Genomic DNA, 10423 nt, shown 5'->3' with positions numbered 1-10423 from the left:
TTTTTTATACTCATATCTGGCCGGTTTGGCTTTTGAGAATGAACAATTCCGGATGTCCTCGATGCACTATAAAAGCGCTTTTGAGTTGTTATTAAAATCTCTTGAGCGTAAAACGCAAAAGCAGATACTTGAACTTGAAAAAAAGTAATGACCTGTCTCAGGCACGGGTTGAGACATTAAAGCAGCGGGAGAGGTATCAGAGACTGGTGTTTATTGGTATTGTTTTAGCTATTGTTGTTATTTTTGTGTTCCTTATTTATTATCAGAATTTGAGGAAAAGCCGGCTTGCTTTGGAAAACGAAAAACTTTTAAGGATTTCGGCAGAAAGAGAGATGGAAAGTAATATTCGTGATAATCAACAAAAGAAACATTTGCTGGGACTTTACCAGATAATTACTAAAAGGGAGAACAATACACAAAAACGTTTTGATGAATTGTCTCAGCGCTATGTAAAAGACAATCCTGAGATATATACTGATTTGCATGAAGAATTAAAAAGATTGAAAACCGAGTTTTTTGATTTGATGCATGAGTTAATTGATGATGAGGTTTTTTATACCCATTTAAATATCCCCGAATCAATAACTTTTACCGATTTGGAAAAAATGATTCTTTTTCTTTTGTATTTTAATATGCCAACATCTGAGATGACCAAAGTGCTTGGTGTTTCATCGAACAATTTGAGGGTCAGAAAATCGGTGATAAGAAAGAAACTATATTCTGTTGTCCGAGAAAACCCTGAAGTCGAAAATGCTATTACGCTATTAAGTGCGTCAACGGCAGAAGTATATGATAAGCCTGTTCAGGAAAAGTGACTGGACTCAAAACTTATTAAAATTGGCTGCAACCCGCGAGCAAGGATTTATACATACTCCTGTTCCTGAATAATCCCTGAATTTCCGGGGTTGGCAGGGGCAAGTTATTTTTCTCTTATTGCCTTTAGAAGGAAAATTTAATACATTGCATCCTTTGAGAAGCTAATGAGTTATATTATATGATTTGGGAATCATGGCATTAATGTTTTGTTTATCAAATTTTTGAACATGCACTCCATTTATCCCACCATCCTTTTTTCCTCTTCCATTCACCCCTGAAGCATTAAATTTTAAAATGTAAAATACTGATAATTAGTAAAAATCTATTCGATCAGGCATTAAATTTTTTGACCCTGCCTGAAAATCCTTGGTTATCATCGCCCGGCACATTTACTTTGAAGTATGGTTTTGACAACAGACAAAACAAAAAGTAAACAAACTAAAAAGTATGTGTTATGATGGCTAAAGGAACAAAAATCTGGGCGCTACTGTTTTTCTTCATTTTCTCTTTGTTCTCTTCTGTAGTTTTTGCTGAAGGAGACGATGAAGAGGAGCCTTCAGAAAGCGATAAAGATAAAGTAGATCTTTTGCAAGTAAGAGATCTGGGAATGATGTCATTTTCCATTTCAAGGACGATGACTTCCAGCACTAATGAAATTGGTTATTTTACTGCGTATTATAATGATGAAGAGCTGACTCTGGAAGTTACCAATTATGAAGGACAGGTTTATGTTAGTATCATAGGGGGGTACAGCATAAATGAAGTCTTTGCGGTTGACGGCTTCGGAGTTTTTGATATTGACCTGAGCGGTTTGCAGCCGGGCACTTATGATCTTGAGATTGATGCCCAAAGCGTAACCTATGTAGGTAAATTATACATTGAGTAATTTTTTGAAACATTAGAAAAGGAAAATCAGAGTACTTAGCTTTTTCTTTCTTTAATCCTGGCCCTAAATTATTGAGAAGAGTTAACCCTTAATGCTGCAAAATCCTTTAATTCTTCCCTTACCCGGATGAATTGAGCGCTGTTCAATTTGACCAAAAAAGGCCCCCTTGTTTCAAGGGGGCTTTTTAATAGAAATGTAATTTTTGATGGACAAAGTGGTTGATAAAGGAAGCGATTTTTTGGTTTAAATTGGTTTTGTTATGTATGATCTTCGTTTAAAAAATATTTCTGTTATGGATACTAAATACAGTATTCATTACGATGAGACACAAAAGGTTGTTATTGAGAAGTATAGTGATAAAGTCTCACTGAACGATGTCATTTCATCCTGGGAAAAAATGATTAAAAGCAAATCTTTACCGGGAGAAGCTCGTGGTTTGGTGCTTGATTGCGGAAATGCACATCTGGATTTTCCTGCTTCTGAGCATCAAAAGATCGTTGAGTATTATCGAAAGAACATTGAATTTTTTGGTAAATATAAAATTGGGATTGTTGCAAATACCCCGCATAATATTGTAATTGTTATGCTTGTTGCTCAGGCTGATAACAGATATTATCTTCGTCCTTTTACCTCTTTAAAAGCTGCTATGGAATGGGCCGGCTGCTGAATTTCAGAAGATAGTTGCAGGCACACAGGCAGCTCCATAATTTTCTTATAACGTTTTTTAATCCTGTTAGAGCATCTCTTCGCTTAATACTTTATATTGAGCTGAGGAGATGTTTTTTTATTTGAGGGCACCTATCCGGGAAGTTATGCAGATTAGAAAAGAATGAACAAAGTTTGTTAGTAATTTGTTAATTCCTATAAAAATAATATGCAAATTTATTTTTTTGATAGTTGTGAATAAAGATATTTTGCGTTATATTTGCTTAAACCATATTGAATAAAAATGAATTGTTGAGACAAGCTTGACAAGAATTGTCATAATAGATCGGAAGATTTAAAGTATTCGAGAGGCAGGTGTTAGCCAGGCAGAAGCAAGGGCATGGAGCAGAGGGCATGGAGCCAGGAGCATGGTGGAAAGGTGAGAAGTTAAATTTTCGAGTACGATTGTATTTCGCAGTTAGTTGGGCTTTGGAATAGATGATTTATGAATAAGCAGGCTGGGATGTGTTATATATCGTATGATACTAAAATTTAAGTTTAAAACGAACGAAACAAAACAAGTCCAGATTACCCCGGACGAGTTCCATTAGGCTTTGAAAAATAGATTTTATACTAATGAAACGAGCATGACAAGGTTTGTCACTAAAGAACATGTATAACTTTCAATCATGCGAGTTCCATCAGACCAATAACTTAGACTAATTTTATACTGATGAAATTTTCGAAACGAGTACATTACGGTCTGGTTTTTTTAATGCAATTGCATTATGCATGGCCAGGTTACAAAACGGTTAAAGAAATGGCCCAATCCGACGGTCTGCCTCATAAATTTCTGGAAGGTATCGCTTCCGATTTTCGAAAGGAAGGCTATGTTGAGGTTAAAAGAGGGGCTTACGGAGGTTATCGGCTTGCAACACCTCTCAAAAAGATAACTCTTCTTCATGTATTACGATGTCTCGACCCGGAATGGGCGAGACAAAAAGACAATGATGGCCGGCAGGCACTTTCAGACAAACAGAGAACTGTAAGTAAATTTTTAAGTGAGTCATCTCTTTCGGTTGAGAAGATTTTTGGTGAAATAACTCTGGATAGTTTGCCGGCTTTACACTCAAAGGAGGATGCTTTATTATACTATATATAGATCAACAGTCCGTTAAACTTTTACAATACGTAGCAAACCAATTGCTTGTGGCTAAGATTGTATTTATTAAAATGCAGTATATAAAAGATTATATGAATCATCTTCAATAGATCGTTAGATTTTTAGATACAAGATGTAAGATAATTCATCAGTATAAATTATGTATAAGTTATTGGTCTGATGGAACTCGCATGCAAGCATTTATACATATTCTTGTTTGGAAACCGTGCCATGCTCGTTTCGTAAGGTGTTGACACAATGTATCTTAGCAAACAAACATTGATGGGTATAAACAATTGGTTTGCAGTGCATTGTAAAAGTTTAACAGAGTATTGATCTTATGTCTAACAAAAAACGCAAATCGTTTAAAATATGTTATTTGTGCAATATTGTCAACTTCTTGAATATGTCAGTACCTCTAAAGCATTGCTACTGACTACTGACTATTGACTAAAAACTACTGACTAAATTACTTATATCTAAAAATCTAACGATCTATTATAGATATTACAAAACAAAAAGGAATTATTATGAAAATAGCAAAAAACATGACAGAATTGGTGGGTAACACTCCGCTGGTTAAGATTAATAAGTTAACAGAAAACGCTTTAGCAGATGTAATTGCCAAGCTGGAGTCGTATAATCCTGCAGGTTCGGTAAAAGATCGTCCGGCCCTGAGTATGATTGAGGCTGCCGAAAAAGAGGGGCTTTTAGATAAAGATACCGTTATAATTGAACCTACAAGCGGAAATACCGGTGTTGGTCTGGCCCTGGTTGCTGCCGTAAAAGGGTATAAACTTGTTCTTACCATGCCTGAGAGTATGAGTATTGAACGCAGAAAATTGTTGAAGAAGTTTGGAGCAGAGCTTGTTCTTACTCCTGCTTCAGATGGAATGAAAGGGGCTATCTCTAAAGCGGAAGAGTTGTCAAAAACTTACACAAAGTCTTTTATTCCCCAACAGTTTAATAATAAGGCAAATCCTGATGCTCATTATCGGACAACCGCCGTTGAAATATTAAATGATACCGATGGAGATATTGATGTTTTTGTTGCGGGTGTCGGAACCGGTGGTACAATAACCGGAGTCGGGCATCATCTGAAAAAGAAGAAGCCGGGTGTTAAGATTGTGGCTGTGGAACCGGCAGCTTCGCCTGTGTTATCAGGAGGAGAACCCGGACCGCATAAAATTCAGGGAATCGGTGCCGGTTTTATACCTGATAACCTTGATGTTGATGTAATTGATGAAATTGTAACTGTCGAGAATGAAGATGCTATTCAGACCAGCAATGAGGCTGCCAAAACCGAAGGTATTCTTTGTGGTTATTCATCCGGAGCTGCCCTTTGGGCAGCTATTGAATTAGCCAAAAGAGAAGAATTCAAAGGGAAGAAAATTGTCGTATTACTCCCGGATACAGGGGAACGCTACCTGAGTACTTTTGAAATAAAGTAGTTTTTGTGGGTCAGTAAATGAAGAAAGGCGATTTGCTAACGGCGAATCGCCTTTCTTTATGACTGCCAGAACAGCAGAATGGCATATTTTTTGTAAAAGTTCGCAAATAAATGCAAACGGTTTAAAACTGATAAAATGCCCCGTCGCAATTTAAAAAGACCGGTGTTTTTTGTTTTCCTGTTTGCAACTTTCCAAACAGGTTTTTTACAATTATTTTTTTTGAATTCTTTGCACAGTTCTTTAAGCAATGCAGTAGGAACGGCATTTTTGAATTAATCGAAATTTTGGTTAATCGAATTGGTGTGTGATTTCATGATGTGAATATGCTGAAGTCAATTTGAACAGATTTTTTGAACACTCAATATTATTCACCAAAAAAAGAAAAGATGGAGGTCTGTTTTATGGAAAAAAATTACATTTATTCAGGAGATATCTTATCTCTTTTGGTTTTATGATTTTTTTCGGAGCAGGATTAACAGCCGGAAACGATATTGAACTTTACACACCTTATACTAATATTTCTGTTCCTCCCGGAGAAACCATTGAATATTCTATTGATGTTAAGAATTCCGGAGATAGTACCCGAACTGTAGATGTTTATGTAGCCGGGCTTGGAAAAGATTGGAATTACAATCTGAAAGCGGGCGGATATGCAATCAGGCAAATTTCTGTCTTGCCAGGAGAAAAGAAAGAAATTTCACTAACTGTGGATGTGCCTGTTAAGGTTAATAAAGGTCAACATTGGTTTAGAGTAGTGGCACGAAATTATGATGTGCTTCCGCTTGTTGTTGATGTTTCGGAACAGGGCACATTTAAGACGGAATTTACCTGTGACCAGGCAAATATTGAGGGGCACTCTGATGCCAATTTTACTTTTCAGACCAAGTTGAAAAACAGCACCGGGCAAAAGCAGGTATATTCACTTCACGCCAATGCTCCCCGGGGATGGGAAGTTATCTTTAAGCCCAATTACAAACAAGCAACGGCCGTTGAAGTGGGGCCCAATGTTACAGAAAATATTTCGATCGAAGTAGACCCACCATACAATGTTGAAGCAGGAACATACAAGATTCCCGTTAGGGCCGCCAACCGTTCAACATCTGCCGATTTGGAACTTGAAGTGGTGGTTTCGGGATCATACGATATTGAGCTGAGTACACCTTCGGGGCGCTTGAGTACAACCATTACTGCCGGACGTGAAAAAGATGTCGAACTTGTTGTAAAAAACACCGGTTCTTCGGCACTGGAAGATGTTGTTTTAAGGGCTAATAAACCCAAGAACTGGACGGTTGAATTTGAACCAGATACCATTGCTGTTATTGAACCGGGAGAAGAGGCAACTGCTCTTGCTACAATAAAAAGTGCCGACAAAGCCATTCCCGGCGACTATGTTACCAAAATAACAGCAAAGACTCTTGAAACCGAATCTACTGCATCTTTCAGGATTACGGTTAAAACGCCGTTACTTTGGGGATGGCTTGGGATTTTGATCATTTTGATTACCCTCGGAGTAATTTTTTATCTGTTTCGGAAATATGGTAGGAGGTAAACTATGGAAAATGTTATCGAAATAGAAGGTTTAACCAAAAAATATGGTCAATATAAAGCCGTCAACAATCTTGATTTGACTATAGAAAGAGGAGAAGTTTTTGGATTGTTGGGGCCTAATGGTGCAGGTAAGTCCACCACAATTCTGATGTTGCTGGGCCTTACCGAACCCGATGAAGGCAGTGCAAGAGTCTGTGGCATTGATCCCGTACAATTTCCTATTCGGGTTAAAAAAAAGGTGGGGTATTTGCCTGAGGATGTTGGTTTTTATGATGATCTTTCCGGTTTCGATAACCTTGTGTTTACTGCCCGGTTGAACAACATTCCGCAGGACATTGCTGAAATGAGGGCCCATGAACTTCTGGAAAAAGTGGGGCTCGAAAGAGAAAAAGACAAAATGGCAGGAAAATATTCCCGCGGAATGCGTCAAAGACTTGGTCTTGCAGATGTACTTATTAAAGAACCGGAAGTGATTATTCTGGACGAGCCTACTTTAGGTATTGACCCTGCCGGTGTCAAGGCTTTTCTGCAACTGATTGTTAAACTGAGCAGAGAAGATGGCATTACGGTTCTTTTTTCTTCCCATCATCTTTACCAGGTTCAGCAGGTGTGCGACAGGGTAGGTATCTTTGTGGAAGGTAAATTGCTTGCCAAGGGTAATATCGGGGAATTGTCAAGGCAACTATTTTCTTCGAATTCACACGTAATAGAAGGGGGTATAGAACCGTTGAATGGAAATTCGTCAAAAGCGGTTTCGTTGGAAGATTTAAACAACAGAGTGAAGAAAATACCAGGAGTAGCTAAGGTTTCTTTTGAGAACCGAAGGTTCGTCCTTGAAGCAGAATCTGATATTGCACATCTCGTTTCTGCAGTTATTGCTGAGGCGGGTTATGGATTGAGTTATCTTTCCAAAAAAGAATATGGACTTGATGATATTTATTCCCGGTATTTTCAATAGTTTTTGGAGTTTCTGTGCTCTTATGGCTACATCACTTATATGCCCCTTTCAATAAGAAATTTAAAAGGGATTAATGATGCCGGGATATTGAGGTATTTATCTTTTAAACAGATAAAGTTCGATATTATGAGCAATAATATATTTGGAATGTTAAAAGCCAGGATGCCGGATGAATGGGGTGCCAGGCTTTTTCAAACACGACCCGAGCCGGTCTCCCTGACTCCATTCTGGGCCATGGTCCGAAAAGATGTTTCGGATCATGTTCACAGTTGGCGATCTATCATTTTATTGGGAATTATTGTGCTGACTTGTATAGGTTCGTTGTATACATCGATTTCTCACATTACCGAAACATTGAAGGGGGGAGGTGCTGAGAATTCGTTCTTTTTTTGAATCTTTTTACCCAATCTGACGGCTCTCTGCCTTCATTTTTTGTTTTTGTGAGTTTTCTGGGGCCATTACTGGGCATAAGCCTTGGATTTGATGCCATTAATTCGGAACAAAACAAGGGCACTTTAAGCAGGATTTTGGCACAGCCCGTGCCTCGTGATTATTTACTTAATGCCAAATTTCTTGCCGGGATAATTGTGGTGAGTGTCATGTTTTTTGCGCTTAGTTTTCTGGTTATCGGGGCAGGATTGATCATTCTCGGAACCCCGCCAACAGCCGAAGAGTTTCTGCGCATAATTACATACACCATTTTTAGCATTATTTATGTGTCGGTTTGGCTGAATTTATCGATATTTTTTTCTGTCAGGTTTAAGCAGCCTGCAACTTCAGCATTGAGTGGCATAGCTGTTTGGTTGTTTTTCACCGTATTCTATCCACTGATAGTCAACTTTATTACCAAGGGTCTGGAACCATCAAAGTTTGCACCCCCACGAGTAATTTATCTTTATGAGAAGATTAAATTCGCCCTTGTGCAGATTATGCCTAACGAGCTTTTCAGCGAGGTTTCATCTACCATACTTGTGCCAACAGTCAGAAGTTTGGGTCCGTTAACCACAGAACAGGTACACGGGGCAATTCCCGGGCCTTTGTCGTTGTCGCAAAGCTTAATGGTGGTGTGGCCTCAAATTACAGGTCTTTTGGCTTTAACCCTGATTTGTTTTCTGTTTTCCTATCTTTTATTTATGAGGCGGGAAATCAGGTCGAGGTAGTTTTCTTAGTTTACTGATAGTTCATAATCTGGCTGTCCCTGTTTTTTGGGGCAGCTTTTTTTATCTGACTATTGAATTTATAGACATCCACTATTTAACCGAATCTATCCATAATAATCTTTTACAATACCTAACTCTTTGCGAATTACAAGCGTCCTCCCCAAATTTGATTTGAAAATAGCTCGCTATTTCCTGGTTAAATTTGTCTGTGGTTACTTGTATTTCTTGATATTTGAACATTTCATAACCATTATTCAGAAATAAATCAGATTAAGACTGGAAAATCCCTGTGCAAATTCTCATAGCATAGTGAAGCCGCACAAAAAATTAGTAATATTGTCATTGAAAAAATCAAATATTGAGGCTGCTCAGGAGAGAACTGTTTTTGTTAAGGCCGGGGTGCAGTGAATTTTTGACGCGGAGACAGCTTTTTTGAGGATTTTAGAAATCACTGCAACAAGGATATTGAGCCAAACAGATTTTCATGAGTTGACTCATCAAATGGTATTAAGTTTATGAGCCAGCATCCACTTATTCGAAAAGCATCCGGTGAACTTCAGGAATTTTCATCCGAAAAACTGAGAAATTCACTTCAACGTGCAGGTGCCGATTCCGTGATTGTCAAAGAAATTACCGACAATATTTTAAACTGGATTACAGTAGGAACAACCACGAAACAAATATACGCCCTCGCATTCCGCTTGCTTCGAAAAAAGAGACGGAGTATGGCGGCCCGGTACAGCCTTAAACGGGCAATCATGGAACTGGGACCTTCGGGATACCCTTTCGAACAGTTTGTGGGTTATCTTTTTGAATGTAAAGGATTTAAAATTGAAGTCGGACAGACGGTTGATGGTCAATGTGTTACACACGAAGTGGATGTCATAGCCTCGAACCATAATGTACAGCATCTCGTCGAATGTAAATATCACAACAGTCAGGGTAAGGTGTCGAGTGTGCAGGTGCCTTTATACATTCGTTCCAGAGTTAACGATATAATAGAAACACGAAAAAAAATGCCTCAATATAAGGATTTTACTTTTTACGGATGGGTGGTTACAAACACAAGGTTTACGACCGATGCCATCAACTACGGCTTGTGCAGTGGTCTCAATCTTATGAGTTGGGACTTTCCGCGGAAAAACAGTCTCAAAGCGTTGACAGAAAGATTTAACGCCTTTCCTGTTACAATCCTTACACAATTGACAAAAGCTCAAAAGCAACAACTCTTGAATAATGAGATTGTTCTTTGCAAAGAATTGAATCAGAATCCTGAAATACTTGATTCTCTCCAACTTTCAAAGCAAAAAATGCGATTGGTACAGGAAGAATTATCTGATCTTTGTGACGGGCTGTGATTTTAGTTGGATGAAGGTAACTTACAGGCAGAAGTTTTACAGGTAGAAGGTAGAAGCAGGGGCATGGAGCATAGAGCATAGAGCATGGGGCATGGAGCATGGAGCAAAACAATGGGTACGGTGGAACGGTGAGAAGGTATAAGAGCCGGATGTTTGAAGAGAGAAGCTCTAAGCGGGGTCTCAGTTTTTTTTGTTTATTGTTCAATACTCGTTAAACTTTTACAGATGTTTGGTAATTAATTGTTTACACAATTGATGGTAAAAGTTACAACGCTCTCATAATAAAAACTTTGCGTCGTTGCTTCTCTGCGTTTAGGCTTTTTTAAACTGACAATTGTTGTTAGCACCTGTTCGAAATGATGAGCATTGTACCAGATCAGGATTGATACATAACAATAGGCCACAGGTTTTTAAAGGCATGCCTGCCGACAGATTCCAA

At 38.4% G+C, this 10423-nt stretch carries 10 protein-coding genes; all 10 read left to right on the top strand.

Annotation, left to right across the window (positions count from 1 at the left end; genetic code table 11):
- Nucleotides 1-134 precede the first annotated feature (134 nt).
- On the top strand, nt 135-815 hold the full coding sequence (locus OQ5_RS20875; RefSeq protein ID WP_016777519.1) for a hypothetical protein: 681 nt from the start codon (nt 135-137) through the stop codon (nt 813-815).
- Between the two features lie 455 nt (nt 816-1270).
- Nucleotides 1271-1702, top strand: coding sequence for a DUF3244 domain-containing protein (locus OQ5_RS0110845; protein WP_016777518.1), 432 nt, complete (start codon nt 1271-1273; stop codon nt 1700-1702).
- Nucleotides 1703-1994: 292 nt separating this feature from the next.
- The gene (locus OQ5_RS0110840) at nt 1995-2369 is read left to right on the top strand and encodes a hypothetical protein (protein ID WP_016777517.1); all 375 of its coding nucleotides are present in this window, start codon (nt 1995-1997) and stop codon (nt 2367-2369) included.
- Nucleotides 2370-3080: 711 nt separating this feature from the next.
- Complete coding sequence (locus tag OQ5_RS0110835; RefSeq protein WP_016777516.1) at nt 3081-3509, top strand: RrF2 family transcriptional regulator; 429 nt, start codon at nt 3081-3083, stop codon at nt 3507-3509.
- Nucleotides 3510-4039: 530 nt separating this feature from the next.
- Nucleotides 4040-4960, top strand: coding sequence for a cysteine synthase A (gene cysK, locus OQ5_RS0110830; protein ID WP_016777515.1), 921 nt, complete (start codon nt 4040-4042; stop codon nt 4958-4960).
- Between the two features lie 451 nt (nt 4961-5411).
- Complete coding sequence (locus tag OQ5_RS0110820; RefSeq protein WP_026055239.1) at nt 5412-6509, top strand: NEW3 domain-containing protein; 1098 nt, start codon at nt 5412-5414, stop codon at nt 6507-6509.
- A 3-nt stretch (nt 6510-6512) separates the two neighbouring features.
- On the top strand, nt 6513-7466 hold the full coding sequence (locus OQ5_RS0110815; protein WP_016777512.1) for an ABC transporter ATP-binding protein: 954 nt from the start codon (nt 6513-6515) through the stop codon (nt 7464-7466).
- Nucleotides 7467-7592: 126 nt separating this feature from the next.
- On the top strand, nt 7593-7859 hold the full coding sequence (locus OQ5_RS24610) for a hypothetical protein (RefSeq protein WP_255297496.1): 267 nt from the start codon (nt 7593-7595) through the stop codon (nt 7857-7859).
- On the top strand, nt 7856-8626 hold the full coding sequence (locus OQ5_RS20870) for an ABC transporter permease (RefSeq protein ID WP_255297495.1): 771 nt from the start codon (nt 7856-7858) through the stop codon (nt 8624-8626). Before OQ5_RS24610 ends, OQ5_RS20870 begins: the two co-directional genes overlap by 4 nt.
- Before the next feature lie 515 nt (nt 8627-9141).
- Complete coding sequence (locus OQ5_RS0110805; RefSeq protein WP_016777511.1) at nt 9142-9984, top strand: restriction endonuclease; 843 nt, start codon at nt 9142-9144, stop codon at nt 9982-9984.
- Nucleotides 9985-10423 lie beyond the last annotated feature (439 nt).

Origin of the sequence: Anaerophaga thermohalophila str. Valhall (assembly GCF_000250735.1) — a bacterium.
GTDB lineage: Bacteria > Bacteroidota > Bacteroidia > Bacteroidales > Marinilabiliaceae > Anaerophaga > Anaerophaga thermohalophila_A.
The sequence above is the reverse complement of the archived record's forward strand: the minus strand, read 5'-3'. Positions and strand labels throughout refer to the sequence as shown.